A 24,133-nucleotide genomic window follows, 5' to 3' on the forward strand; every position below is an offset into this window, starting at 1 on the left:
AAAAAAACCGCAGTGCGTCTGCGGTCAACACGAAAACTCAATTCCAACGAGTTTGCTGAGGGCCTTGCAAAATTCCACCCATTCCCTTGGAAAAGATTCAAGGCCTTTACTTTCATAGGTCTTTCCTTTTGTATTAAGAGTAACTGACCAGCTGGTACCATCGACGACAATTCCCTCTGTGTGGTAATCATCCTGCCAATCCCACAACTTAAACGAATACAGCAGTTTTTTGAATTCTAGCAAACTGCCATAGTTTCCCGTCCTTAGGGGCCCAGGCGCTTTTGAATCAAGATGCCATTCAAAATACGTGAAGATATTTCTTTTAAAATCTATTCTTACTCTCATCTCAGGCCCAGGATAACCATGCAGTACTACGGTCAGCAGCATTGGTTCTTTGTCAGGCCTGATGGATACAGTGTCGTCATTTAGAACGAACCATTCAGTATTCCTGCTGATCAATGTTTTAATATAAGAAGGTTCAAGAATCGGATTTCTGTCGCGGGGCAGGTTTGGTGCCTGCTCATTCATTTCCTCACATATGACTGGGATCGTTGCGTTTCCCTTTTCCTGGAGTATTGTGAGAATCGCCTCGTATATTTTCATATAGGTCAACTTCCTTTGTAATAACTAAATATTTCGTCTTTTATCTTCCCATGTGTGCAACACTACTTTAAATAAAGTATATATAAATATAATGATAAAGTACTGTAACAAATCGCACGTTTTTGTAAAAAATAACGATGGTCAGCCGTGACAAAAATAGTCATATTATTACCATGCTCGACTTATCTTGGTAGTTTATTGTCAAATCCTGCGCTTTCCCGAGAAATAATTTTCAGAATAAATTGAAAACACCGGCAATTTATATATTTTTCGGTGCGATTTCATCTATTAATGACTGTAATCCTAACTTCTCAAACTGATTGGAATGAGAAGGGTGAGTTTAAAAGGAAACGAAAACTGGTATTAAAGAGAGGAAGAAGTACTTCAGAGGTGAGATAGAATGATTGATTCAATTGCAAAGCAATTTGAGAAGCCTAAAGGAGTCCTTGGAAAACTCGCAGGGACTGTCATGTATTTTGAAAACAGAAAAATAAATAAGTGGAGTATCAGGAAGCTTCATGTCGAAAAAAATGACCGTATTCTCGAGATTGGATACGGACCTGGATATGGAATTAAGACATTGATGTCAAGCTACGGATCCATTTTAGTGGATGGAATTGACTTATCGGATAAGATGAGGGATGAAGCCACAAGGAGAAATAAAGCATGGATTGAAACTGGTAAAGTCCACCTTACCACCGGTGATGTAGCCGATTACCAACCGGATCATTGTTACAGTAAAATAATCTCTGTCAATAACTATCCCCTGTGGGAAAAACCGTTAATTTCGTTGAAGAGATTATATAAATTACTCGAAAGCCGAGGAAGGATCGTCCTCACTGTCCAGCCGCGTGAAGAAGGATCCACCGACGATACAGCAAAACAACTAGGTGAACAAATGAAAGAAGATTTACTTAGCACTGGTTTCGCAAATCCGGAAATCTCTTTTTTAAAAGTGAGACCTGGGTTGACAGTATGCGTCACGGCAGAAAAAAAGTAACCGCTGCTCTAAAATCAAGCAGCGGTTTTTTCTGTCAATCAATGCCGAATTTGCTTTCTATTTTTCATTCCTTGGTACGCTTTGGGTAGCATTACAGACATCCACTTGAAATCAAACACTAATTTTTTCAGCAGAAAGAACTAAATTCCTAATTTTTTCCAAATCATTTTGTTCAAATAAATCAATGATCTTACTGCCTACAATCACGCCATCACAGTGCCTGCAAACTTCCTCGACTTGTTCTTCAGTTGAGACACCGAATCCGGCTAAAACTGGGACGGGGCTCTCACTTTTAACAAAGGACAAGAATTCAGCAAGATCTTCACTGAACTTGTTTCGTGACCCTGTGATTCCAGTAACTGTTACAGCATAGATGAACCCTGCCGCACTTTCAGCAATCTTCTTTATTCTTTCCTTTGGCGTCGTTAAAGTGACCAGCCTGATCAGGGATATATCATTCTGTTTAAAAGGGGCAAGGACCAACTCTTCTTCCTCAAGCGGGAGATCCGGAATGATGCAGCCAGAAATCCCGGCATTTGCAGCATCAACCGCAAAAGCTTTGATTCCGTACGCTACTACTGGATTTGCATAGGTCATTAATATCAATGGTATTTTGATCTCCGTTTTATATGATTTAATATCTTTCAGCACCTTTTTAACAGTGATACCCCGAGCAAGCGCCCGGATGCCAGCTTTTTGGATGGTTGGACCATCAGCAACGGGATCGGAAAATGGAATGCCGATTTCAATCGCGTCTGCTCCGGAGTCCTGAAGGTAGAGCAATCTCTCCTTGAGTGCTTCCAATCCTCCGTCTCCTGCCATTATATAAGGTACGAAAACCTTTTTTCTTTTTTCAGTCAGGGCTTTTTCGATCCTTTCCATTACTCCATTCCTCCCATTAGATCTTTAATCGTCTGTACATCTTTATCACCACGTCCAGATAAGCAAACAACGATGTTTTCATCTTTGCTCATTCCGGCAGCGAGCTTGACCGCATACGCGATCGCATGCGCGCTTTCAAGTGCCGGGATAATGCCTTCAAGCTTTGACAGCAGCTGGAATGCATCCACCGCTTCTTCGTCTGTAACGGATTCGTAATTGACTCTGTTGATATCATGAAGATGACTATGCTCCGGTCCAATACCAGGATAATCCAGGCCAGCTGAGATCGAGTGAGCCTCTTGTATCTGCCCGTCATCATCCTGAAGAAGGTACATCATTGCACCATGCAGGACTCCTGGCTTCCCTTTTGTTAATGATGCTGCATGCTTGTCAGTTGCCAACCCCATTCCTGCCGCTTCAACCCCGTAGATCGATACGCTTTCATCTTCAATGAACGGATAAAACAGGCCAATTGAGTTGCTGCCTCCGCCAATGCAGGCAACAAGGGCATCAGGCAGCTTACCTTCTTTTTCGACAAACTGCTGCTTCGTTTCCCTGCCGATCACACTTTGAAAATCGCGGACCATTTTAGGAAACGGATGTGGCCCCATCACGGATCCCAGAATATAATGGGTGTCTCTGACGTTTGTCACCCAGTATCTCAGTGCTTCATTGACTGCATCCTTCAGCGTTCCGCTCCCGGCATCGACACTGACCACTTTTGCCCCAAGCAGTTCCATTCTGAAGACATTTAATTGCTGGCGCCTGATATCCTCTTTTCCCATGAAGATGACACATTCCAGATTCAGCAAGGCACAGACTGTGGCTGTGGCAACCCCGTGCTGTCCTGCTCCGGTCTCGGCGACGATCTTTCGCTTGCCCATCCTGACCGCAAGCAGGGCTTGACCGACTGTATTGTTGATTTTGTGGGCTCCTGTATGATTCAGGTCCTCACGCTTCAGATAAATTTTGGCCCCGCCGGCATGCTCGGTGAGATTGCCTGCCAGGTATAAGGGTGTTTCCCTCCCTACATAATCCTTCATTAACTTTTGCAGTTCTTCGTGAAAATCCTTATCCACCAATGCACGGTTATATTCTTTCTCCAATTCCAGTACAGCCTCCATCAGTGTTTCTGGAACGAACCTTCCTCCATAATTCCCAAAATGCCCCTTTTCATCCGGCAAATTATAAGTATTAGTTGACATACTTCTCTTCCTCCCCTGCATTTTTTGCGTTTTTTATAAATTCTTGTATCTTTGCAAAGTCCTTTTCCCCGTTTGTTTCAACACCGCTGCTTACATCAACCATCATGGGATTGACCTTTGAGATCGCTTTGCTGATATTCCCAGGGTCCAATCCACCCGCTAAAATTATATTCTTCATTGACTTGCCGATTGCTTTAACCAGATTCCACTCAAAACTCGAGCCGTTTCCTCCTCGATATTCCGTTGGAGGACTGTCAAGAAGGATATAGTCAGCTTCGAGTGCATCAATTCTCTCAAGGTCTTCCAATGATTTAACGGAGACAGCCTTAATTATTGGCAGGCCAATTGACTGATAGTCAGCTGGAACTTCATCTCCGTGAAGCTGTATATGGGTGAGTCCTACAAACTCAGCAATTCGCTCTATTTCTCCAGCATCCTCGTTGACAAATACTCCTACCTTCCAGACATGTTCCGGTATAGTTTCAATAATCTTTTTTGCCTCTAAAGCCGTAGTTTGCCTTTTGCTCCTTGCAAAAACAAAACCAAGAGCGTCAGTTCCGCATTCAACCGCGTGCAGTGCTGCTTCCACCGTTCTTATTCCGCATATCTTAACTTTCATGATAATTCCTCACGACTGGAACAGTGAATTTAGTGAAGGTTTCCTTAAGATCGGCTGAAGTCATGAATGTCTCCCCAACGAGTACTCCGTTTGCACCAGCCGCTGCTGCACGGACGATATCGCCCCTAGTTTTCATGCCGCTTTCACTGATCAGCAATGCTCCTGCTTTTTTAACAAGCGGTCCAAGCTTCTCGGTATTTTCAAGATAGACCTCGAAAGATTTTAAATCACGATTGTTGATTCCGATGACTTGAGCTTTTATATTAATAGCCTTTTCCAGGTCTTTTTCGTCATGGATCTCAACAATGCACTCCAATCCTTTTTCAGAGGCATATTTGTATAGCTCTGTAAGCTCTTCAAGGGATAATGCTGAGGCGATAAGCAAAATGACATCTGCTCCTGCGAAACGGGCCAGATCTATTTGAATTTTATCAACGATAAAATCTTTACAAAGAATTGGCAGGTCCACTGCTTCCCTTACTTTTCTCAAGTCGCTGAAAGATCCCTTAAAACCTTTTTCATCTGTTAACACCGATATAGCAGATGCACCAGCCCGGGCATAAAGTTTAGCTTGCCGGGCAGGATCCAATGAAAGATTGATGTCTCCTTTGGAGGGTGACGCTCTCTTAAATTCAGAAATAATGGCAATATTTTGGGCTTCCCTTAAAACCTGGATTAAGGACCTAGGCGGCAATGATGATTCCTTAATATCCATTTCAGCGTTCTTCAACTCTTCTACTTCCACTCTTTTTCGTTCTATGATTGAATCAAGTATTGTTCCCATCTCAACCTACCGCCTTTTTGTTTCGATTGCTGATGCTGATTAAATTCTCCAGTTTGGCCAGTGCCTTGCCTGAATCGATGCTTTCAGCCGCAAGGTTCACTCCGTCCAGTATCGTTTCCGCCTTCCCGGCTGTATAAATTCCGAGGCCCGCGTTCAACAGCACGGTATCCCGATGTGCCCCTTCTTTACTTTTAAGAACCTGCAGCAGGATTTCCGCATTATCCCGTGCATCACCACCCCTGATCCTGCTGTTATCATATACTGGCAAATTCACTTCTTCAGGCTGGAGTTTGAAACGATCGATTTCTCCTTCTGAAACGATGACCAATTCGTTTTCACCAGCAAGAGATGCTTCATCCATTCCTCCAGCTCCATTAATGACAATGGCCCGTTTCCTGTTGAGATTAGATAGCACATGGGCAAACTTATCGAGCATATCCCTGCGATAAATTCCAAGCAGTTGGTAATCAAGATGTACTGGATTCGTCAATGGCCCAATTAAATTAAAGATCGTCGGGATTTTCAGATCCCTTCTTACCTTCATGATTTGTTTCAATTTTGGATGGACATGGGGTGCAAAAAGGAAGGCAATTCCATTCTGTTCAAGGATTTCTTCTGTTGCTTCTGGAGAGAAGTCAAGGCTGACACCAAGAGCCTCCAACACATCTGCGCTTCCAGTCTTGCTCGAAACGCTTCTGTTCCCATGCTTTGCTACTGTTATTCCAGCTCCGGCAATAACGAATGCCGAAGTAGTGCTGATGTTGAAGCTTTTGGATCCATCCCCTCCTGTTCCGCAATTATCAAGAACATTCGGTATTTTCTTTGTAAAATTCAGGGCATGAGTCCTGATTGCTTTAACTAATCCCGAAACCTCCTCTGCTGTTTCACCTTTGGATTTAAGGCCGGTTAAAAAAGAAGCAATCTCAGAGTCAGTCGTGTCCTGTGTGAAAATTCCCCGGACAGCTTCCTCCATTTCATGTTCCAAAAGCGATTTTCCTTCGACCAGCTTTTCAAGATAATGTTTCATAAGTTAAAATCTCCTTTCTGATTTCGCTAAGAAAATTGGCTAAAATCTGCATTCCACTCTTTGTTCCGATTGATTCTGGATGGAATTGAAGTCCGTATAAATGATAATCTTTATGCTTGATTGCCATGATTTCATCGTCATCAGCTGCTTGGGCAAGCACCTCAAAAACCTGATTCAGGGTCAGGGGATCGATCACTAAAGAGTGATATCTCATTACGTCTGGATGCTCCTCCAGATCCTTCATGAGTGAAGTTCCGTTATGGCGGAGCGTGGATTCCTTTCCATGTCTGATTTTTTTTGCCTTGATTATTGAACTGCCAAATGCATGTGCGATTGCCTGATGGCCAAGACATATTCCCAGGATCGGGATGTCTGACGCCAGTTGTTTAACAGCTTCAACGCAAATCCCTGCTTGTTCCGGCCTGCCCGGGCCAGGAGATAGGACGATGGCTTCCGGTTCCATTCGTGCGATTTCCCGAACCGTAATTTTATCGTTCCGGACCGTTCTCACTTCAGCCCCAAGTTCACTGAGATACTGGTAAAGGTTATAGGTAAATGAATCGTAATTATCAATCAGTAGTATCATTGGCCGCCTCCATCAACGCTTTTAATTTATGGTTCGTTTCATCGAACTCTTTTGCAGGATTCGAGTCATATACAATTCCAGCACCAGCTTGAAGATATCCTTTGCCATCCTTGATAACCAATGTTCTGATCGCGAGCGCAAAATCCATGCTTCCACAAGCAGAAAAGTAACCGACTGCACCGGAATAAACGCCTCTTTTTTCAGCCTCAAGATCGTTGATGATTTGCATCGCCCGAATTTTCGGGGCCCCTGACACTGTTCCTGCAGGCAGGCATGCCGCCAATCCGTCAATCGGATGGGCACCTGCCAAGAGTCTCCCGCTCACCTCTGATACTAGATGCATAACAAACTGGTACCTCTCAACAGCCAGGAATTTATCAATTTTGACACTGCCGATTTCACATATCTTCCCTAAATCATTCCTTGAAAGATCGACGAGCATTTTGTGTTCTGCTAATTCCTTTTCATCCTGTTTCAATTCCAATTCAAGTTTTACATCTTCCTCAGCGGAAATTCCCCTCGGCCTGGTTCCCGCAATTGGGTTGGTAACCATCGTTCCATCCCGGTATTTCACCAGGCTTTCAGGTGATGTACCAGCTACAATATAGTTTTCAAAGTCAATGAAGTACATATAAGGGGAGGGATTATCAATCCGCAGTTTCCTGTAAAAAGAAAATGGATCTCCTTTTGCATTTGCCGTAAGCCTTCTTGATAACACAACCTGAAAAATTTCTCCTTCTTCAATCAAACTCTTTGCTTTCCTGACTGACTCTTCAAATTCCTCCCTTTCTTGCGATGATTTAAACCCTGATAGTGAAAATGGATTGACAGGCTGTTTTGTAACTGGCGAATCAAGTTCCTTTTTACGTCTCTTTATTTTTTCAGAAAGATCCTCATTGCTATATCCTGGAAAAGGAATGCCGATCAGATTGATTTTTTGTTTAAGGTGGTCAAATACGATGACTTCATTGAAGAACATTAAGTGCGCTTCTGGCATTGTGAGAGGGTCTTCCTTAAGAGGACCAATTTCTTCAAACTCGCGAATGAAATCATAGCTTACAAAACCGACTCCGCCTCCTATGAAAGGAATATCATGTCCAGACTTTATTTTAGGAAGCAACTCTTTCAACACCTTCGAAAATGAACCTGCTACTTGCTCCCTGCACCCCTCTCTCACCAAATAGGTCTCGCCCTTCTCATTCACAAGTTCATAAACGGGATCACAGCCAATAAAAGAAAAACGGCCGGAATCATGTTGTTTATGGGAACTTTCGAGAAGGAATTTCTTCTTACCGGAAATCATTTGATACACGGATATAGGGGTTAATGTATCTCCCTCAATTTCCTCAATATAAACATCAGGTGTGTCTACTTTCATATAAACCCTCCTTAGAAAATAAAAAAGTCCCCTATACATGCACAGAAATTGTGCTGTATAGAGGACGATTACGATTGGACCGCGGTGCCACCTCTGGTTGGAACTCAAAAGTTCCCTCTCTTCAGGTACAGGAAACCTAAAAACGATTTCGGTATACCCTATCCCTTTAACGGAGGATTCCGGGCAGCCCTACTGTCATTTCAGGCCGCCTCTCACAAGGCCATTCAACAGGCATTTACGTACCGGTTCGCACCATACCCGGCTCTCTGAAACGAAAATATCCTGTTTACTCTTCTTGATCAACGAGTTAACATAATAATTTTATTATTTATTTCACTACTGGTTCCCTTTTTAGACAAATAAAAAAGGGCCCTCTCCTTATATGAAAATAAGGACGAGAGACCCGTGGTGCCACCTTAATTAGCTGTAAAAACAGCTCACTTTAAAGCATCAAGCAACATTTGCTTAATACCTGCCTTTTGTAACGATAAGGCCTGTTCGCCAAAGACTACTGCCTGATGGGTTCGGTTTGGAAGCTCGGAAGTCCATTCGCTGCAACAGTTACACTGATTCTCACCAACCATCAGCTCTCTTGAGTACCCGTTTCAGTTACTACTCTTCGTCAACACTTTGCGTTATATTGTTTAAAATAATAAGCGCATTAAATATAAAAGTCAATAAAAAAATGTAAAATTTTAATTTTTCTGGATTAAAAGTTTATTTAGTTCTTCTTTCCAGGCCTCTGCCAGTCCTTCCGTACCTATGAGTGATTCAATTGCTTTCATATCATTCCTGCGATGAAAAAGAATCTCATTGGCCATCAGAATGGAAAAATCCTCTTGTTTCCGCTCCAGTAATACGATTTCAGCATCTTCATTGACGATACCTTCCTCCAGCACCCTGAAAAAATAACCTGTATAACCAGTCTGGACTACTCTTTTCAATAACAGATCAAGATCATTATTTTTGGAAATTTTTGAACATGGGATTCTGCCCTGCGTCACCTGTATTTTCGTTTCCCCCAATCGGTAGACATCTCCTATGTATACCATATCCTCATTCATTCCTAATGCGGAAATATTTTCACCAAAAGTGGGTGCTTCTATATTTTTATTAAATTCATCTGACCATTTTTGATAATGTTCGAAAGGGTAAAAGCATACCGCTCTGTCAGGCCCACCATGATACTCTGTTGCAGCTACTCCATCACCCTCGAACGAATTCTTTGTAAGATAGGCTTGTTTCACACTCTTTTTCGAGATTGCAGATTGTTCTTCCCTTCCCTTCCAGTTCTTCAGTTCTGGCTTCCCTACATTTAAATACAGGATCTTCGCCATGTTCCTCCACCCTTCCGGACTTTTCCAACTATTTTATCCTTTCCACAAAAAAAATGCCATATAGATTTATAATTCAGCCATAAAAATCAAATGTACGGACATTACCATAAAAAGACACCATTTTTTCAACCGTTTTCGAACACACTAGAAATAGTATGAATTAAAGGCAGGTTTCGAAAATGAATCATATTGAGAACTTGTTTCCAAAATCCGGGAGTCTTTCGGGTAAGAAAGATAAGGATACCAATGATGATCCTGTCAAAAATCAAAAATGGGCGATCGTATCGATTGCATCCATACCACTTGTGATGACTCTTGGCAATTCAATGCTGATTCCTGTATTGCCTGTTATTGAAAAGCGAATGGGCATTTCTGCATTCCAATCAAGCCTGATCATTACTGTATATTCAATAGTGGCAATCTTTTTAATCCCAATTGCCGGGTATTTATCTGACCATATCGGCCGAAAAAAAGTCATCATTCCGAGCCTGATCATTACTGGTATCGGGGGAATCATCTCGGGATGGGCCTCATGGCAAATGACCGACGGATATTGGATTGTTTTAATCGGCAGGGCTCTGCAGGGTGTGGGAGCAGCTGGAGCCTTCCCCATCGTATTGCCACTTGTCGGGGATATGTTCAAAAGCGATGATGAAGTAAGTGGTGTGCTTGGGGAAATTGAAACAGCCAATACACTTGGGAAGGTCCTTAGCCCAGTGCTGGGTTCATTCCTGGCAGGTTTCATATGGTTTATTCCTTTTTTCTCAATCCCGGTCTTCTGTGCAATTTCAATTATATTGATGATCTTTCTCGTTAAAAGTCCCAAAAAGAAGAATAAACCATTGCCTTTTAAGGATTTCATCAAAAAAGTAAAACTGATTTTTACTGAGAATGGACGTTGGCTGTATGCCATCTTTTTTATTGGTACAATTGTTATGTTTGTGCTTTTTGGAGTATTGTTTTACCTTTCCGATATCCTTGAGAACAAGTATGGAATAAAGGATCTTAAGAAAGGGCTATTGCTTGCTTTGCCATTAGGGGCACTTTGCCTTTCATCTTTTATTACAGGTAAAATCATTAAGAAAAATATGGTGCTGATGAAATGGATAACTTTTACCAGTTTGTTGATCCTTGGGATCGCAGTTATCCTGCTGAGCTTTTCTAAAGAATTGTGGTTTCTAATATCGATGTTCCTTTTTGCCGGGATTGGAATCGGTGCAAGCCTTCCTCCTCTTGATGCGCTAATCACTGAAAGTATCGAGAAGGAAGAAAGGGGTACGATTACCTCAATTTATAGTTCGATGAGGTTTATTGGCGTCGCAGCAGGACCTCCCATCATCGCTTTGATGATGAAGAATTCGAACAAACTCATTTTCATCACACTTGCATCATTAAGTATAGCAGCAGCTCTTGCCACTTTTCTGGCAATCAAACCGGATAAAAAGGCATAGAGAAACGCATTGATCAGTGTCAATGCGTTTTTTTACAGCCTGGCAGCCTCTTTCAGCAAAAAACTAGTTATTTCCTTGTTAAAATCCTGCCACCTTTTTACAGGAACCTGATGTGAGACCTTTGGGATAATGGCTGTTTCGAAATGTTCAAGCTCTTTCTCATAGGTCCTAAGATGCTGGTTAATTAAATCTTTTGAACCATAGATCAGCAGTAAAGGAACTGACAGCGATTTAAGCCTTTCGACACAAGAATAGTTTAATGACTCGTAATAAAAGTGAAACCAGGTATTCATGTCTGTTTTCAACATATGCTCAATAAGTTCCGACCTGTATTCCGGATCGAAGGTATGGGCAGTTGCAATCGTTTTTGCCAGCGTTTTTGGAGAGTGTTTCACAAAGTACATTCCAAGCAAATGTTCATACCTTAACGCAGGGGACTTTACTTCCGCAAAGCCACCAGACAAAATCAGGCCTTTAGTACGTTCTGGATAAGTCAGCGCGAATTCCTGGGCGATGCTGCCGCCAGAGGAGTATCCGCACAATATTACTTCCTCCAAGCCAATCCAGTCTGCGAGCTTCAGTACTTCTTCCGCGTACTTCTGGATTGTGACTCTTTCCGGCACGGCTGTGGATTCTCCGTGACCGCTTAAGTCAGGGAAGATCAGTCTGAATCGTTCGCTTAATGGCCTCTGATAATGGAATACCTTTCTCCCCATACCCGGCGGATGGAGGAAGATGATTGGGACTCCTTCGCCCGCTTCTTCGTAAAAAATATCACCATAGTCTAATTTGCATACTGGCATCGCCAATTCACTCCTTCATACACGGATTGAGATAACTTTCATAGTATAGCCATTTTGCAAATCTGCTCATGCATAAAGGATCATATAACCGTGACATTGCCAGCCTTGTATGGTATTCTTGTATTGTAAAAATGTATAAAAAGGCCGCCGGTGTTGGCCCACCGGCAGCCATTGCAATAGCCGTTCCCATTGAGGATCGGACATGGATCTGCTGGACCTCTCACTCAATTTCGGTTAAGGGAGGTCTATTTTTTTTGGCTGAACGTCAGCACTGCGAGGATGAGGCTGGCAAATGAAAACATTGCCATAAAGGTCTCGAATACTGTCAAAGGCATCACCCCCTTCCTCCGGGGTTCGCCGACCATCCAATAGATTTGACTATTGCTTCTCAAGTATAACATACCCTCGTCCAAAACTAGAACACATGTTCTGTCGTTAACCAAAAATTAGGGCTAAGATACTAGATGATCAGGAATGACATCCATCCAGTATCCACCCTTTTATTAATCTGTTATAAGCCTCGGTTTGCCAGGATCACAGCCAGGCTGTTTCATTGCCGTTGCTTCCGCCACTTTCGATAAGTAGTAACACTCTTCCCTAAACATATGGTCAGCCATAAGTGGCGCAAAACTGCCTAAAGCCTGTTCAGACAACCTAAGTTCTTTTAATTCATCAAGAAATCTCATGAACACCTTAATTTCCATAGAAACCTCATGGTTCATTCTTTCCAGGGCTGGAAAAGAGGCTAAATTTGTACGCAGATAACCAGTCAGCTCCACAGCTTTCAGGTAAAAATCTTCAAATTGCTTTACAAATTTCTCACTTGTAGCTTTCAAACGTTTTTCAACCTGGTCAATATTACTTTGGATCGCACCAGCATGACCAGCTGCATCAAGCAGCCAGACCGTATGGTGATGCAGCTCATGAAATACGGGCGGTACCTCTCCCCTTTTCAGATACTCAAGAACCCTTAGATATTCTTCGACCTCATTTACCATGTGATTGACAAAAGTAGGACCTAAATGGATTTTTACCTTTCCGGTCAGCATTTTTTCAATGAGCTCTAATTTAAATTTCCTGATTTTCTTCGCTTCTTCATCCGCTCTCATACTCAAATGGATTAAGTCTGTTGTATCCACTCTCTGCAGCAGCCTATCAAAAGTATTGATGAAATACTTCGAGGAATCAATTTCTTCCTGTTCAATGGGAGCAAGTGCCTCGAACATGAATCTTCCATGATCCCCAAGAACCTGAAGCCAAAACCGATGCTCAAAAACAGCCGCCTCCTTGAAATCCCGATCCATTCCAGTCCCCTCCTCAAAAATGGTTTCATAAAAGCATATCTGTGTCCCATGTAAATTATTCATTCAACTACCCTAAACAAATCACAAATAAAAGGCCTGCAGATACTAAAATCTGCAGGCCAACTATTATTTTGTTACGGGCTTTTTCAATAACCCAAGCAAGATTGCTGTGATTGCTGAGCCAATTAAAATCGCGGCCAGGTATAACAACCATCCGCCGTCCACAAGCGGAACTACGAACAAACCGCCATGAGGAGCTCTAAGTCCGATATTGAACATCATTGACAATCCGCCGGCTACTGCAGCTCCAGCCATCGCGGATGGAATCACACGAAGCGGATCAGCGGCAGCAAATGGGATTGCACCTTCTGTGATGAAGGAAAGTCCCATGATATAATTCGCTTTTCCAGCATCTTGATCTTCTTTTGAGAATTTGTTCCTAAAGATTGTAGTCGCTAATGCAATTCCTAATGGCGGGACCATGCCAGCAGCCATAATGGCAGCCATTGGCTCATATACCCCGTTCGCAAGCAAGCCTGTTCCAAAAACATAGGCTGCCTTATTCACTGGTCCGCCCATGTCGAATGCCATCATTAGGCCAAGGACAATTCCAAGCAATACAGCATTGCCTGTCCCTAACCCTGACAGCCAGTCTGTAATAGCCTGGTTCAAGGCACCAACCGGTTTATTTACCAGGAATAACATAATGAATCCTGTAAGGGCAATTCCGAACAATGGATACAATAGGATTGTTTTAATCCCTTCCAGTGATGCTGGAAGCCCAGCGAATAATTTCTTCAGACCGAGAACGAGATATCCTGCGAGGAATCCAGCTACCAAACCGCCAAGGAAGCCGCCGCCCCCTGTTGCTGCAAGCACACCGCCAACCATACCAGGAGCAAATCCAGGTCTGTCAGCAATACTTAGAGCAATGAAACCAGCAAGAATAGGTACCAGCAATCCAAATGCTCCTGCTCCTCCGCCAATATCCATCAGGGCCTTGGCAATTGGATGATAGGATGGATCCTCAGGATTGAAGGCATTATAGCCAAACATGAAGGAGATCGCGATCAGGATACCGCCTCCGACAACAAATGGAAGCATATTTGAAACACCATTCATCAAATGCTTATAGATTCCGCCTCGGCTTTCTTTCTTTTCTGCCGGCGCATTGCCTGTCGACTTATAAAGTGGCGCATCCTTCTTAACCGCTTTTTCAATCAGATCTTTTGGTCTGCGGATTCCGTCGGCAACTGGTACATCGATCAATGGCTTGCCTGCGAACCTTTCCATATCAACTTTTGTATCGGCAGCGATAATGACAGCCTCTGCTCTTTCAATGTCTTCCGGCGTCAAGACATTTTTGGCGCCTCCTGACCCATTCGTTTCTACCTTGATGTCTACGCCCATTTCAGCCGCTTTCGCTTTTAACGAATCCGCTGCCATGTACGTGTGGGCAATCCCCGTTGGGCAAGCAGTAACTGCGACGATGTATTTTTTATTTCCCTCTACAGATTCCTCTTCTTTTTCTTCCTGGTCATAACTGTCAATGATACCAATGACTTCATCGGATGACTGTGCAGCCATCAGCTTCTCACGTGCATCTGCCTTCATTAAGATGGTCGATAGTCGTGCCAGTGCCTCCAGATGTGTGTTATTTGCACCTTCCGGGGCTGCAATCATGAAAAATAGATGTGCCGGCTGCCCATCAAGAGATTCATAGTCGATCCCTGACTCTGAGCGGCCAAATACGATGGCAGCGTCTTTCACAACTCGAGTTTTTGCATGTGGTATAGCGATCCCATCCCCAACACCTGTTGTGCTTTGTTTTTCGCGATTCAAAATAGCTTCCATGAATATCTCCTGGTCTGAGATTTTACCGGCTGCATCAAGTACCCCGACAAGTTCATTGACAGCATCGTGCTTTGATTTGGCAGTCATGGATAAAAGAATAGTTTCTCTTGTCAACAATTCTGTGATTCTCATTGTTCTCCCCCTCACTGGTATTCGTGAATTTCCACTTCTGGAAGAAGTGTCTCTATTTTTCCAGGTGTACATAGCCCGATTGAAAAGGCTGTTGCGCTGCCTGATGCCACACTGAAACGGAAAGCCTCTTTGCAGTCACTACTTTTTAAGAACTGTGCCATGAAGCCTGCCACCATCGAATCGCCTGCTCCCACAGAGCTTTTGACTTCCCCTTGTGGAACGATCGCATAAAAGGCTTCTGTTTCACTGATATAGACAGCACCCTTTTCAGCAAGAGAAACAATGACGTTTTTTGCTCCTGCCTCTACGAGTTTTTTTCCATATACAATGGCATCCTCCGCTCCTGATATCTCTCTGTCGAAAAACTGTCCCAATTCGTGATGGTTTGGTTTAATCAGAAAAGGCTTATATTCGAGCACAGTTTTAAGCAAATCACCTTCTGCATCAATGACTACTTCTGCCCCGTTTTTTTTACAGATCCGGACGATATCCTGATAAATCGTTTGAGGCATGCTTGATGGAATACTTCCAGCAAGGATCAGATAATCATCTTTTCCAAGCTGTTGGATTTTTTCTTTCAATAATCCGATTGCAAGAGAGGATATTTCCGGGCCCCTTGCATTGATTTCGGTTTCTTTTCCGGCCTTCAGTTTGATATTGATCCTTGTATCCCCCTCGACTTTGACAAAACCCGTATAAATGCCCTCCCTATTGAGGAACTCTTCAACGTATTTGCCTGTAAAGCCTCCCAAAAAGCCAGTTGCTTTGCTCTCCACTCCTAGTGAGCGCAGGACCCTTGAAACATTGATGCCTTTTCCGCCAGGAAGTTTTGTTTCATGGGAAGTTCTATTTAAAGTTCCAATTACAATCTCACCTGCTTCGACGATATAATCGACAGATGGATTAAGTGTCAGCGTGTAGATCATGGTGTCACAACCTTTATTGAAGTTTTGCTGGTATATTGTCCTTTTGTCTCTTCTTCAAGAATATTGGTAATAATTGCAGCTTCATGCAAATCGGCTATTTTAGCAAAAGTGATTTCCGAGAATTTACTGTCATCTGCCAGTACATATGCTTCACGCGATAATGAAATCGCTTTGGATTTGATCATCGCTTCCTCCTGGTCAGGTGTTGTAAAGCCAGAATGAGGATGAATGCCATTAACCCCAAGGAAACATTTATCAAAACGGTATTGTTCCAGACTGGCCAATGCTCCTCTTCCAATCACTGCATTTGTCTTTGGCTTCGCATAACCTCCGATGACATAGGTTTCAATATTCCTTTCCATGAGGGCCGGCAAATGCATGAATCCGTTGGTAACAACTACTATATCCTTCACAGGCAGGAAAGGGATCATTTCCTTGATTGTCGAGCCTGCATCCAGATAAATACTGTCACCTTCTTCTACCAGACTTGCAGCATACTGGGCGATTTGCCTTTTTTCATGAAGGTTTTTGGAGGATTTCTCATTCATGCTTGGTTCCTGAAGTTTCCCCCTCAGCCTTGCAGCACCTCCATGTACCCTCTTCAGGAATTCACCCTCTTCAAGGACTGTCAGGTCCCGACGTATAGTGGACTCGGAAGCTTCTGTTATATCAACAAGTTCTTGAATTTTCACAATTGGTTTTTCTTTTATGAGCTGTAAGATGAGCTGGTGGCGCTCAGGTGTTAACATGAGCCATTCCTCCTAAATTGCTTCGTAAGTCCATCATAATGTAATCGATTTCAAAAATCAATCATTTTCTTTCAAAACCAATCATAATTGAGCAGTTTCTCAAGATTATTGATTGGTTTTGAATGTTTTCATAAAAATAACCCCTTTTTAAAGAGGTTATAAACATCTTATTTTATTAAAATAAAGCTTCGATGCCCTGGTAAGCACTGCTGATCGATATGTTGAATCCCGTGAGGAAGCATTTAAATAAAGACTCTCTCCCGCTGCTGAAGGCAAGATGGATATCATTTGCCTTCAGCAAGCATTCAATGCCCGAATAAATGAGTACGAAACCGCCAAAAAACCACAGAAATATTTGGATGAGAGGCATTTCCAAAAAATTCACAAGCCCAAGAAAGATAAGAAGAATTAAAATGGCATCAGCAATCATCGATCCTGTACCAACAAATCCATGCATGCCAGAACCCAATTTTGATTACCTTATCCAGCCTGGCTGAATTCACCGGGCCAATGCCCAAGTTGTCGTCTTCCACCACAAATAAATTATGCAAATATTATATGCGCAGGTTGAAAAATAATACAAATTGCACCAGATTTCCTAAAAATATAAATTGAAATCAATTATTTTTATGATATAATTCTTTTATAACTAATTCGCGGGTGTGGCGGAATCGGCAGACGCGCTAGATTCAGGTTCTAGTGGTGGCAACACCGTGGAGGTTCAAGTCCTCTCATCCGCATACAGAAAAGGTGCCTTTTAAGAGGGCACTTTTTTTGTGTTTTCAACCAGTTTTAAGTAAAGCTCGTTTGTGTGGTATATGATAAAGATTTGATTGACCATCCTGCGGAAGAGGGATCTTGACTGCCTTGGCTCCTAAACCTTCAAACCTGTCAAAATCATGGGGCCTTCTTGACAACTTTAGCCCCTCTGCCTGCAAACCTGTCAAAATCATGGGGCTTTCTTGACAGCTTTAGCTCCTCTATCTGTAAACCTGTCAAAATCATGGGGCCTTCTTGACAGCTTTGGCTTCTCTTTCTGCAAACCTGTCAAAATTATGGGGCTTTTTTGACAGGTTTGGCTCCTCTTTCTGCAAACCTGTCAAAATCATGGGACTTTCTTGACAGTTTTGGCTCCTCTATCTGTAAACCTGTCAAAATTATGATGCTTTCTTGACAGCTTTGGCTCCTCTGCCTGCAAACCTGTCTAAATCATGGCACTTTCTTGACAGCTTTAGCTCCTCTGCCTGCAAACCTGTCAAAATCATGGGGCTTTCTTGACAACTTTAGCCACTCTGCCTGCAAACCTGTCAAAATCATGGGGCATTTTTGACAGCTATGGCTTCTCTACCTTCAAACCTGTCAAAATCATGGGACTTTCTTGACAGCTTTAGCCCCTCTGCCTGCAAACCTGTCAAAATTATGGTGCTTTTTTGACAGCTTTAGATCCTCTGCCTGCAAACCTGTCAAAATTATGGTGCTTTTTTGACAGCTTTAGATCCTCTGCCTGCAAACCTGTCAAAATACTAACCCTTTCTTGACAGCTTCACCTTCTCCACCTATAAAACTGTCAAATTAAAAGCGTTTTTCTGGCAGCCTGGGCCACTACATCTCAAAATCCTTCTGAATCAACTATATTATTGAGTTCGCTTCATCTTCCAGAATAAAAAAAACAGCCTGGATGAAACCCAGGCTGTTTGTACCATTGGTTAACCGATCAGATTTTGACTATGGTTATTGACCACTTCGAGTACTTTGGTCGTTTCCTCCATATCACTTTTGCAAATCGGGCAAGCGGGGACATTGCTGCTTTTAAAGTTGTCACGAACCCAGCAATTGCAATCATCAGAAGTACATACCCATATTTTCGTTTCTGCTGTGACGATTTCTTCAGGCGGTTTTCTTCCAAATGCCAATTTCCTCACGCTCCTATCGTTTTAGTCACGGTTTTTTCTCTTAGATGCCTGTTTGCAGGATCCCGAAATTCATCCTGGAACCAACTCCATTCGAGAAAAACCTCATCATCGTTCGATTGATAAAAAAATTCATTTATTATAAAAAGCCGGCAATTGATACTTTTTATAATAAATGAATGGTCCGAAAGTTGATATCTATTCCATTTTACCACACTTTCTTATTTTTACCAAAAGTGACACCCTGATGTTCCCGAACAACAATAAATAGTATATTCATTTCCTCATTTTTTATTTAGAAAGGCAAAATTTTATTTGTTTTTTAACAAAAAGGGTTGTACACCATCCTTTGCCTGAATAGAAATAGTACAAGCAAATCATGCCTTGGCTATTGGGGGTTTCTTAAAATTGAGTGTCTTCCTGGGTTACATTTTCCTTGGTCTGTCACTTGCCGCGCCTATTGGCCCTGTCAATGCGGCACAAATGGACAAAGGGATCAAGAGCGGCTTCATACAGGCATGGCTTTTTGGCCTTGGTGCCTTGACAGCCGATATTATCTATATGCTTACTGTCTATCTTGGGGTTGTTAAGTATCTTGAAACTCCATTCATGCAGTCTTTCCTCTGGCTGTTCGGATTCTTTGTCTTGTTGTACACAGGTATCGAGACAATTATCAATTCTGGAAAAATCATGATGGATCATCGAGAAGGAGACTCAATTATAAAGTCTTTTTTCTCCGGTTTCATAATGTCAATTTCTAATCCGCTGACCATGTTATTCTGGTTAGGAATTTACGGCTCTGTCCTTGCAAAAACTGCTTCCTCCTATGGAACCGGTGAACTTGTTATATACAGCTTCGGCATCATTCTCGGACTCCTTATGTGGGATATTGTGATGGCCGCTATTTCTAGCAGCTTCCGCAAGCTGCTCACATCAAGACTATTGACCTTCATTTCCCTTATATCAGGGGTTTCTCTGATTGGATTTGCATTTTATTTTGGATATCAAGCGCTGAAGCTGTTTCTGTGATTTTTTTGATTGGTTGTTCTAAGTGAGGTTTTTCCTTGATTGTTTATGGGGATTTCGATATATAATAGAAAGGACAAAACCAAAAGGATGAGACGTACATGAAGATTACCGGACATACCGTCGAACTCCTCGAAGATCCATTCGGACTTCTGACAGGAGATAGATATGAGTATTTTTTAAATATTGAAGTGGATGAAGACGATGAGCTTTATACTGATAAAGGGCTGCTTTTGAAGGTCCTGTTTCTCGTGGACGAGAACAACAGCCGAATTCTCCAAAGCTACTTCATTGAACAGGAAACTGAAACGGTTCTCGATTTTGAACTTGAGGATGATGAAGCAGAGCTGGTAAAAGCGTATTGTGAACAACACTTACAGGCTGATGAAGAAACCGAAACCGAACAGGAATAAACGAAAAGAAGAGCAGGAAAACCCTGCTCTTCTTTTTTATACCTCTACTGACTTGCCTTCCTCAAGTATATGAAAAAGAAGATGGGCAAGGTGCTGAACAGGGCCAAGTTCTCCCTCTTCTTCGTTCAGTTCTTCCGTGAATTCTAGGTCATTCAGGTACAATGCAGAAAATTCATAGAAATCCTTGAGGTCAAATCCATAGCAATTTGAAGGCTCTTCACTGCCATCCTCATATTGGAGCATTAGATAGGATTCCTCGCCATCCTTATCTTCTGCATCAAAGAAAACAAAGAAACCTATATTTGTGTCCAAATCAAAAAGGTGACGTGTGCCCCCTTCAGTCGCTTGGTCGTAATCTTCACTGCTCAATTTTTGGACCTTCATCGTTTCTACCTGATCTTCTGCATGAAATTTGACTTCAAATATTTTCAAGAGAAATTACACTCCATTCTGATTTTATTGCTTATCTTCAAAAAAGATATGCTTTGCTTCGATTTTTTCCCCGATTGTCAGGATACCATAGGAAAATTCCTTCTGTCTTCTTTTATCTGTTGGAGATCCGGGATTAAAGATGATCACTCCGTTATTTTCCTTTAAGACGGGAATATGTGAATGGCCATAAATGATGCAATCAACGGCATCATCGGCAAATGCATCTATTGCCCTTTTTTCTGTCGTTTTCCCTGTGCCGTGTCCATGGACAATCCCTATACGGAAATCCCCCGCAATGAACAGTTCTTTTGATTTGAGAAGGCTTTTAAGTTCCGGACCATCCACATTGCCGGTTACCCCGATGGCCGGTGCATATTGTTTCAGTTCATGATAAAGTTCGATCGTTTGCCAGTCTCCGGCATGGATGATGAAACTACAATCTTCCAGGTCACGCTTCAGTATTGTCGGCAGATGCTTCGCCTTCCTCGGCATATGAGTGTCGGAAACGACAACAACTTTCATGGTGTAACAAACCCCTCCCGCCTGCTTTTCCCTGTTATGTTACCCTGTGTGAACCGGTTTAACCTTTATACTTGGTTACATTAAAATAATCATTTGTTTTGTTATACTGATTGACCTCAATATCAAGGTCGTGGAAAAAACGGTGAAGATGAACCAGGACCTTCTTATCTTTGCTGCCGTCCTGGATCGTTTTTGAATAGTTGGCGATCGTTTCAAAATCAGACTGAAGCGAAGCATTTTCAGTTTCTACTGTGGATATCACCGATATAATTTCCCCTGCGATCTTCCTTTGTTCTTCCCAGTCAACTTTGTCGATCCTTCCCCAGCCAAGGGTATCATTATATTTTTTGTGAAAATCAGAAATAAACCTCCCGACAGATGAGTAGCCAGTGTTATCTGATCCTTCCTGGAACACCGCAACAGTCTGTCCCTTCCCCTGATCGCTTGTATTGCTGCTGTTCATGATAAGATTGCCGCTGCCGTTTTCCCATATTGAATAGCCAGCATACAATCCGAAAGCCAGCAAGAACAGACTGGCAGGTAAGATCATGAGTTTCCATCTATTTTTTTTCTTTTCCATCTGTCAGCCCCCTATGTCCCCTATTTCAACTCAAACTGAATCCGCCCTTCATATATAATTAGACAGCAGTCAGCTGATTCCCTGCAAGAAAACACCATGTAACGACCAGCAGGCGTGCGCAAAAAAAATATCCCGGCATACTTAGCTCCGGGATATTTCTATGAATAGGAGAACAAACTCATTGTATTACTTTGCTGCTTCATCCCAAGTGCTATAAAGCCCTATAACCCTGCACTTGATTTTGCCAGAGGGAAGTGAGAGAATCGTTTCTTCTCCTACTTTTAAACTGATTAGTTTTTGGGCAACGGGGGCATCATAGTAAATTTTATTTTCATCAATATTTGATTCTCCATAACCGACGATTTCATAGGTTTCTTCTTCTGAATCAGCCGGATACTCAAATAAACACTTTACGATTGAACCGATCGCAACTTCCTTTGTATTTCTCTCCTTAAACTCAATTAATTCAGCCGTCTTGTACGTTTGTTGTATTTCGTTCAAACGGTCCATTAATATCCGCTCATCTTGTTCTAACTTATGAAAATTGGGATTAGCCAGTTTATCATCCCCGCAAGCATTGAAGGCAATATTTTTATCCATACGTACTTGCTTTAATTCTTGTTCCAGCCTTGCTATTTGCTGCAAAATCAATTGCTCTCCCGATGGGGTGATCTTAACTGCCATGTTACTCTCCTTTTAACTGCAAAATTTTTATTCGCTAATCTTACCATATGCCATGATATATTGCTTGATTAATGTATCCAGAAGACGATGGAGATCCATAAATCCGTAACCCAGTGCTGCCGCACGAGAAGTGTCGATCGACCATGACCCAGGTAAAGCATATGGTGACATAATGTCCGAAGGAGGATTTTTATCAACGATTGCTTCTTTTCCAGTCAGCAATTCTATTTTATCGATCAGTTCTTGCAGACTGATGTCCCCTGCAGAACCTGGGTTGATTGGACCGGTATAATCTGACTTTCCGATGTTCACCAGGAAATTTGCAGCTTCAGCTGCCTCGATAAAACTGTAGCGCATTTCAGGTTGCGGAATACCAATCGCCTGGCCTGAAAGTATTTTATCGACATGGAACTTCAAACGCTCTGTGTAATCATCTTCAGAAACGACAATCGGGAACCGGGAAGAGCCGGTCTCAAATTGGCCTAGCTGGTGGAACACAGCTTCAGAGGCACGCTTCGCCTCTTTGTAACCTTCATAACCAGGGTACTCCCTGCGCCCTTTGTATTTGATCGGATATGTAAATGGATTGAAATCCTCTTCCTTATGGAGCGTGCCGAATTCATAGACAGCCTGGGAAGAAGTGAAAATATATCGACCCACACGTCCACATAACAATTCTGAAGTATCTCTTGCTTCTGTTGGCGAAAAACACGATTGGTCATAGACAAGATCCCACTCCTTTCCTTTGAAGGCTTCTGCCAGTGTCTCTTTCTTTTCCCGATCAATCCTAAGCCGGTTCACTTTATCACCAAAAGGATCTGCTTTAGTTCCTCTCGTGGCGATGGTAACTTCATTACCATGGTCAATCAGCATTTCGACCAGCTTTTTCCCAAAATACTGGGTTCCTCCCAGGACAAGTACCTTATTCATTATAAACCCCCCTCTTCTTTATTCTTTTTATTCTTCTTTTATCGGGGATTTTCCTTTTTCATTTAAATACAAGATAAAAACCGGCCATCATAAAAGGTGGCCGGCATAAGTTGATTCCAAGTTCTATCAGGCTTGTTTCTTTTCCTTTGCTTTTGGTTTTGCAGCTGTCTTCTTTTTCTTTGCGGCTGCAGGTTCTTTCTTTTTCTCAGGCTTCGTCCGGTCAATAGAAGCCTGCAGCGCTGCCATAAGATCTGTCACATTGGATACTGGCTCTTTTTCTGTTGGTGTAACCAGCTCTTTGCCTGTGCGCTTTGCTTCGATCAATTCTAATAATGCTGTCCGATAATCGTCTTTATATTTATCTGGTTCAAATTCGGTGGTCAACTGATCAATGAGCATAATGGCTGTTTCCAGCTCTTTTTCGGTCACCTTGTCATCTGCAGGGACGTTTGGTACGTCAACGGTTTTCCTGACTTCATCGGGAAAATGGATCGTTTCCATGACCAGTGTGTTATCATAGACCCTTATTACAGCCAATTGCTCTTTGGCGCGGATCATGATTTTGGCAATGCCCACCTTCTGTGATTCCTCAAGTGCCTTTCTTAACAAGGAATAGGCTTTTCCGCCGCTTTCATTTGGCGAGATAAAATAGCTTCGCTGATAGTAAATCGGATCGATTTCGGACATTTTCACAAAATCAATAATTTCGACGACCTTGTCTTCGTTTTCTTTCCTCAATGCTTCCAAATCTTCCTCTTCAAGGATGACAAACTTCCCTTTCGTGTACTCATATGCTTTGACAATGTCTTCATTCTTTACTTCTTTATCACAAACCGGACATGTTTTTTCGTATTTAATCGGCGAGTGGCATTCTTTATGAAGTGTCCGAAGCTTGATGTCCTTATCTTCTGTTGCAGCATGAAGCTTGATTGGGATATTAACGAGACCGAAGCTGATGCTCCCTTTCCAAATAGTATGCATGGCGTTCTCCACCTT

The 24,133-nt window shown here is 42.4% G+C and carries 27 protein-coding genes, 1 tRNA gene and 2 other annotated features; of the genes, 5 read left to right on the forward strand and 23 right to left on the reverse strand.

What is annotated here, in order from left to right; translation table 11 throughout:
- Positions 1 to 24 precede the first annotated feature (24 nt).
- The gene (locus tag M3593_RS02415) at positions 25 to 603 is read right to left on the reverse strand and encodes a hypothetical protein (RefSeq protein ID WP_251540519.1); all 579 of its coding nucleotides are present in this window, start codon (positions 601 to 603) and stop codon (positions 25 to 27) included.
- A 400-nt stretch (positions 604 to 1,003) separates the two neighbouring features.
- Between M3593_RS02415 and M3593_RS02420 the strand changes: the two genes are divergently transcribed.
- A complete protein-coding gene (locus M3593_RS02420) occupies positions 1,004 to 1,603 on the forward strand; it encodes an SAM-dependent methyltransferase (protein WP_251540521.1) in 600 nt (199 codons plus the stop codon).
- 111 nt (positions 1,604 to 1,714) lie between these two features.
- On the opposite strand, the gene trpA is transcribed toward M3593_RS02420, so the two are convergent.
- The 8 genes from trpA to M3593_RS02460 all read right to left on the reverse strand — a co-directional run bounded on the left by trpA (position 1,715) and on the right by M3593_RS02460 (position 9,421).
- On the reverse strand, positions 1,715 to 2,485 hold the full coding sequence (trpA, locus tag M3593_RS02425; protein WP_251540523.1) for a tryptophan synthase subunit alpha: 771 nt from the start codon (positions 2,483 to 2,485) through the stop codon (positions 1,715 to 1,717).
- Positions 2,485 to 3,690, reverse strand: coding sequence for a tryptophan synthase subunit beta (gene trpB, locus M3593_RS02430; protein WP_251540525.1), 1,206 nt, complete (start codon positions 3,688 to 3,690; stop codon positions 2,485 to 2,487). The genes trpA and trpB overlap by 1 nt, the downstream gene beginning before the upstream one ends.
- Complete coding sequence (locus tag M3593_RS02435) at positions 3,680 to 4,309, reverse strand: phosphoribosylanthranilate isomerase (protein ID WP_251540526.1); 630 nt, start codon at positions 4,307 to 4,309, stop codon at positions 3,680 to 3,682. The genes trpB and M3593_RS02435 overlap by 11 nt, the downstream gene beginning before the upstream one ends.
- The gene (gene trpC / locus M3593_RS02440) at positions 4,299 to 5,093 is read right to left on the reverse strand and encodes an indole-3-glycerol phosphate synthase TrpC (RefSeq protein WP_251540528.1); all 795 of its coding nucleotides are present in this window, start codon (positions 5,091 to 5,093) and stop codon (positions 4,299 to 4,301) included. The genes M3593_RS02435 and trpC overlap by 11 nt, the downstream gene beginning before the upstream one ends.
- A gap of 1 nt (position 5,094) precedes the next feature.
- Positions 5,095 to 6,120: an anthranilate phosphoribosyltransferase gene (gene trpD / locus M3593_RS02445; protein ID WP_144479747.1), complete on the reverse strand. Its 1,026-nt coding sequence runs from the start codon at positions 6,118 to 6,120 to the stop codon at positions 5,095 to 5,097.
- Positions 6,104 to 6,706: an anthranilate synthase component II gene (locus tag M3593_RS02450; RefSeq protein ID WP_251540530.1), complete on the reverse strand. Its 603-nt coding sequence runs from the start codon at positions 6,704 to 6,706 to the stop codon at positions 6,104 to 6,106. Before M3593_RS02450 ends, trpD begins: the two co-directional genes overlap by 17 nt.
- Positions 6,690 to 8,084, reverse strand: a complete 1,395-nt coding sequence (gene trpE, locus M3593_RS02455; RefSeq protein ID WP_251540532.1) for an anthranilate synthase component I — start codon at positions 8,082 to 8,084, stop codon at positions 6,690 to 6,692. The genes M3593_RS02450 and trpE overlap by 17 nt, the downstream gene beginning before the upstream one ends.
- A 57-nt stretch (positions 8,085 to 8,141) precedes the next feature.
- Positions 8,142 to 8,396, reverse strand: a binding site (T-box leader).
- A 75-nt stretch (positions 8,397 to 8,471) separates the two neighbouring features.
- Positions 8,472 to 8,719: a binding site (T-box leader), on the reverse strand.
- A 60-nt stretch (positions 8,720 to 8,779) separates the two neighbouring features.
- Positions 8,780 to 9,421: an MOSC domain-containing protein gene (locus tag M3593_RS02460; RefSeq protein WP_251540541.1), complete on the reverse strand. Its 642-nt coding sequence runs from the start codon at positions 9,419 to 9,421 to the stop codon at positions 8,780 to 8,782.
- A 179-nt stretch (positions 9,422 to 9,600) separates the two neighbouring features.
- Here M3593_RS02460 and bcbE point away from each other — a divergent pair, with 179 nt between their 5' ends.
- Positions 9,601 to 10,872 carry a bacillibactin exporter BcbE gene (bcbE, locus tag M3593_RS02465; RefSeq protein ID WP_144479767.1) on the forward strand — a complete coding sequence of 424 codons (1,272 nt, stop codon included), beginning with the start codon at positions 9,601 to 9,603 and terminating at the stop codon, positions 10,870 to 10,872.
- Between the two features lie 32 nt (positions 10,873 to 10,904).
- On the opposite strand, the gene M3593_RS02470 is transcribed toward bcbE, so the two are convergent.
- The 7 genes from M3593_RS02470 to M3593_RS02495 all read right to left on the reverse strand — a co-directional run bounded on the left by M3593_RS02470 (position 10,905) and on the right by M3593_RS02495 (position 17,097).
- Positions 10,905 to 11,675, reverse strand: a complete 771-nt coding sequence (locus M3593_RS02470) for an alpha/beta fold hydrolase (protein ID WP_251540543.1) — start codon at positions 11,673 to 11,675, stop codon at positions 10,905 to 10,907.
- A gap of 245 nt (positions 11,676 to 11,920) precedes the next feature.
- Complete coding sequence (locus tag M3593_RS24355; protein ID WP_395883524.1) at positions 11,921 to 12,076, reverse strand: putative holin-like toxin; 156 nt, start codon at positions 12,074 to 12,076, stop codon at positions 11,921 to 11,923.
- Between the two features lie 102 nt (positions 12,077 to 12,178).
- On the reverse strand, positions 12,179 to 12,979 hold the full coding sequence (locus M3593_RS02475; RefSeq protein ID WP_144479771.1) for a DUF2935 domain-containing protein: 801 nt from the start codon (positions 12,977 to 12,979) through the stop codon (positions 12,179 to 12,181).
- A 126-nt stretch (positions 12,980 to 13,105) separates the two neighbouring features.
- Entirely contained in the window at positions 13,106 to 14,965 is a 1,860-nt protein-coding gene (locus M3593_RS02480) for a PTS fructose transporter subunit IIABC (protein WP_251540545.1), read from the reverse strand.
- 11 nt (positions 14,966 to 14,976) lie between these two features.
- A complete protein-coding gene (gene pfkB / locus M3593_RS02485; protein ID WP_251540546.1) occupies positions 14,977 to 15,891 on the reverse strand; it encodes a 1-phosphofructokinase in 915 nt (304 codons plus the stop codon).
- On the reverse strand, positions 15,888 to 16,640 hold the full coding sequence (locus tag M3593_RS02490) for a DeoR/GlpR family DNA-binding transcription regulator (protein WP_251540547.1): 753 nt from the start codon (positions 16,638 to 16,640) through the stop codon (positions 15,888 to 15,890). Before M3593_RS02490 ends, pfkB begins: the two co-directional genes overlap by 4 nt.
- A 175-nt stretch (positions 16,641 to 16,815) precedes the next feature.
- The gene (locus tag M3593_RS02495) at positions 16,816 to 17,097 is read right to left on the reverse strand and encodes a LysE family transporter (protein ID WP_353056071.1); all 282 of its coding nucleotides are present in this window, start codon (positions 17,095 to 17,097) and stop codon (positions 16,816 to 16,818) included.
- Between the two features lie 199 nt (positions 17,098 to 17,296).
- On the opposite strand from M3593_RS02495, the gene M3593_RS02500 reads away from it, so the two are divergent.
- Positions 17,297 to 17,380, forward strand: a tRNA-Leu gene (locus M3593_RS02500).
- 966 nt (positions 17,381 to 18,346) lie between these two features.
- Here M3593_RS02500 and M3593_RS02505 read toward each other — a convergent pair.
- A complete protein-coding gene (locus M3593_RS02505; RefSeq protein ID WP_144479781.1) occupies positions 18,347 to 18,553 on the reverse strand; it encodes a cold-shock protein in 207 nt (68 codons plus the stop codon).
- 405 nt (positions 18,554 to 18,958) lie between these two features.
- Here M3593_RS02505 and M3593_RS02510 point away from each other — a divergent pair, with 405 nt between their 5' ends.
- Both M3593_RS02510 and M3593_RS02515 read left to right on the forward strand, forming a co-directional pair.
- Complete coding sequence (locus M3593_RS02510) at positions 18,959 to 19,579, forward strand: LysE family transporter (RefSeq protein WP_144479783.1); 621 nt, start codon at positions 18,959 to 18,961, stop codon at positions 19,577 to 19,579.
- Between the two features lie 98 nt (positions 19,580 to 19,677).
- On the forward strand, positions 19,678 to 19,989 hold the full coding sequence (locus M3593_RS02515; protein WP_144479785.1) for a DUF6509 family protein: 312 nt from the start codon (positions 19,678 to 19,680) through the stop codon (positions 19,987 to 19,989).
- 36 nt (positions 19,990 to 20,025) lie between these two features.
- Here M3593_RS02515 and M3593_RS02520 read toward each other — a convergent pair whose 3' ends face one another.
- The 6 genes from M3593_RS02520 to ku all read right to left on the reverse strand — a co-directional run bounded on the left by M3593_RS02520 (position 20,026) and on the right by ku (position 24,118).
- Entirely contained in the window at positions 20,026 to 20,421 is a 396-nt protein-coding gene (locus M3593_RS02520) for a cytosolic protein (protein ID WP_251540548.1), read from the reverse strand.
- A gap of 24 nt (positions 20,422 to 20,445) precedes the next feature.
- Positions 20,446 to 20,943, reverse strand: a complete 498-nt coding sequence (locus M3593_RS02525) for a metallophosphoesterase family protein (protein WP_144479789.1) — start codon at positions 20,941 to 20,943, stop codon at positions 20,446 to 20,448.
- Positions 20,944 to 21,001: 58 nt separating this feature from the next.
- A complete protein-coding gene (locus tag M3593_RS02530; RefSeq protein WP_251540549.1) occupies positions 21,002 to 21,523 on the reverse strand; it encodes a hypothetical protein in 522 nt (173 codons plus the stop codon).
- A gap of 186 nt (positions 21,524 to 21,709) precedes the next feature.
- Positions 21,710 to 22,207: a GreA/GreB family elongation factor gene (locus M3593_RS02535; protein WP_251540550.1), complete on the reverse strand. Its 498-nt coding sequence runs from the start codon at positions 22,205 to 22,207 to the stop codon at positions 21,710 to 21,712.
- Between the two features lie 27 nt (positions 22,208 to 22,234).
- Positions 22,235 to 23,137 (reverse strand): NAD-dependent epimerase/dehydratase family protein, encoded by a 903-nt coding sequence (locus M3593_RS02540; RefSeq protein ID WP_251540551.1) that lies wholly within the window; start codon positions 23,135 to 23,137, stop codon positions 22,235 to 22,237.
- Positions 23,138 to 23,263: 126 nt separating this feature from the next.
- Positions 23,264 to 24,118, reverse strand: a complete 855-nt coding sequence (ku, locus tag M3593_RS02545; protein WP_251540556.1) for a non-homologous end joining protein Ku — start codon at positions 24,116 to 24,118, stop codon at positions 23,264 to 23,266.
- Positions 24,119 to 24,133 lie beyond the last annotated feature (15 nt).

The organism is Mesobacillus sp. MER 48 (assembly GCF_023714225.1).
In the GTDB taxonomy this organism is placed as follows: Bacteria; Bacillota; Bacilli; order Bacillales; family Cytobacillaceae; genus Mesobacillus; species Mesobacillus oceanisediminis_A.

What these genes read in the sequence shown, in the direction of transcription:
- pfkB (WP_251540546.1), bottom strand. Translation starts at nt 15,891, where the DNA reads ATGATCTACACGCTGACACTTAATCCATCTGTCGATTATATCGTCGAA.
- M3593_RS24355 (WP_395883524.1), bottom strand. Translation starts at nt 12,076, where the DNA reads ATGTTATACTTGAGAAGCAATAGTCAAATCTATTGGATGGTCGGCGAA.
- M3593_RS02435 (WP_251540526.1), bottom strand. Translation starts at nt 4,309, where the DNA reads ATGAAAGTTAAGATATGCGGAATAAGAACGGTGGAAGCAGCACTGCAC.
- M3593_RS02420 (WP_251540521.1), top strand. Translation starts at nt 1,004, where the DNA reads ATGATTGATTCAATTGCAAAGCAATTTGAGAAGCCTAAAGGAGTCCTT.
- M3593_RS02530 (WP_251540549.1), bottom strand. Translation starts at nt 21,523, where the DNA reads ATGGAAAAGAAAAAAAATAGATGGAAACTCATGATCTTACCTGCCAGT.
- trpD (WP_144479747.1), bottom strand. Translation starts at nt 6,120, where the DNA reads ATGAAACATTATCTTGAAAAGCTGGTCGAAGGAAAATCGCTTTTGGAA.
- trpB (WP_251540525.1), bottom strand. Translation starts at nt 3,690, where the DNA reads ATGTCAACTAATACTTATAATTTGCCGGATGAAAAGGGGCATTTTGGG.
- M3593_RS02470 (WP_251540543.1), bottom strand. Translation starts at nt 11,675, where the DNA reads ATGCCAGTATGCAAATTAGACTATGGTGATATTTTTTACGAAGAAGCG.
- trpA (WP_251540523.1), bottom strand. Translation starts at nt 2,485, where the DNA reads ATGGAAAGGATCGAAAAAGCCCTGACTGAAAAAAGAAAAAAGGTTTTC.
- M3593_RS02450 (WP_251540530.1), bottom strand. Translation starts at nt 6,706, where the DNA reads ATGATACTACTGATTGATAATTACGATTCATTTACCTATAACCTTTAC.
- M3593_RS02490 (WP_251540547.1), bottom strand. Translation starts at nt 16,640, where the DNA reads ATGTTAACACCTGAGCGCCACCAGCTCATCTTACAGCTCATAAAAGAA.
- ku (WP_251540556.1), bottom strand. Translation starts at nt 24,118, where the DNA reads ATGCATACTATTTGGAAAGGGAGCATCAGCTTCGGTCTCGTTAATATC.
- M3593_RS02535 (WP_251540550.1), bottom strand. Translation starts at nt 22,207, where the DNA reads ATGGCAGTTAAGATCACCCCATCGGGAGAGCAATTGATTTTGCAGCAA.
- M3593_RS02495 (WP_353056071.1), bottom strand. Translation starts at nt 17,097, where the DNA reads ATGCATGGATTTGTTGGTACAGGATCGATGATTGCTGATGCCATTTTA.
- M3593_RS02515 (WP_144479785.1), top strand. Translation starts at nt 19,678, where the DNA reads ATGAAGATTACCGGACATACCGTCGAACTCCTCGAAGATCCATTCGGA.
- bcbE (WP_144479767.1), top strand. Translation starts at nt 9,601, where the DNA reads ATGAATCATATTGAGAACTTGTTTCCAAAATCCGGGAGTCTTTCGGGT.
- trpE (WP_251540532.1), bottom strand. Translation starts at nt 8,084, where the DNA reads ATGAAAGTAGACACACCTGATGTTTATATTGAGGAAATTGAGGGAGAT.
- M3593_RS02480 (WP_251540545.1), bottom strand. Translation starts at nt 14,965, where the DNA reads ATGAGAATCACAGAATTGTTGACAAGAGAAACTATTCTTTTATCCATG.
- M3593_RS02525 (WP_144479789.1), bottom strand. Translation starts at nt 20,943, where the DNA reads ATGAAAGTTGTTGTCGTTTCCGACACTCATATGCCGAGGAAGGCGAAG.
- M3593_RS02475 (WP_144479771.1), bottom strand. Translation starts at nt 12,979, where the DNA reads ATGGATCGGGATTTCAAGGAGGCGGCTGTTTTTGAGCATCGGTTTTGG.
- trpC (WP_251540528.1), bottom strand. Translation starts at nt 5,093, where the DNA reads ATGGGAACAATACTTGATTCAATCATAGAACGAAAAAGAGTGGAAGTA.
- M3593_RS02540 (WP_251540551.1), bottom strand. Translation starts at nt 23,137, where the DNA reads ATGAATAAGGTACTTGTCCTGGGAGGAACCCAGTATTTTGGGAAAAAG.
- M3593_RS02415 (WP_251540519.1), bottom strand. Translation starts at nt 603, where the DNA reads ATGAAAATATACGAGGCGATTCTCACAATACTCCAGGAAAAGGGAAAC.
- M3593_RS02460 (WP_251540541.1), bottom strand. Translation starts at nt 9,421, where the DNA reads ATGGCGAAGATCCTGTATTTAAATGTAGGGAAGCCAGAACTGAAGAAC.